This window comes from Exiguobacterium sp. SH1S1 (genome assembly GCF_004337245.1).
In the GTDB taxonomy this organism is placed as follows: Bacteria; Bacillota; Bacilli; order Exiguobacteriales; family Exiguobacteriaceae; genus Exiguobacterium; species Exiguobacterium aurantiacum_A.
On record NZ_SJUZ01000028.1, the window covers coordinates 1 to 415 of the forward strand.

Genomic DNA, 415 nt, shown 5'->3' on the forward strand with positions numbered 1-415 from the left:
GCGGGTGGTCCTGCGCACCGAGGGGCAGTCGCTCACCCCGGAGGCGCTGGGGCGCACCGTGCTGGTCAACGAGGGCGGGGCGAGCGTGGTGCTGGCCGACGTCGCCACAATCCTGGCGGCCCCCGAGCCGGCGATCGGCGCCGCCCTGGTCGACGGCAAGCCCGGCGTGCTGCTGATGGTCGGCGCCCAGGTCGGCGTCGACACCAGGACGGTCACCGGCCGGCTGGAGGCGGCCCTGGCGGAGCTGCGGCCGGCTCTGGCCCGGGCCGGAATCGGCCTGCACGCCGACCTGTTCCGGCCGGCCAACTTCGTCGACGTCGCCAACGGCAACGTCCTGCAGGCGCTGCTGCTGGGCGGCGCCCTGGTGGTGGTCGTCCTGCTGGTCTTCCTGGCCGACTGGCGCACGGCCCTGATC

At 75.4% G+C, this 415-nt stretch carries 1 protein-coding gene; it reads left to right on the forward strand.

Annotated features, from left to right (window positions below; genetic code table 11):
- Positions 1-415, forward strand: a 415-nt coding sequence (locus tag EVJ23_RS15090; protein ID WP_201740761.1) for an efflux RND transporter permease subunit, incomplete at both ends; no start/stop codon positions are given.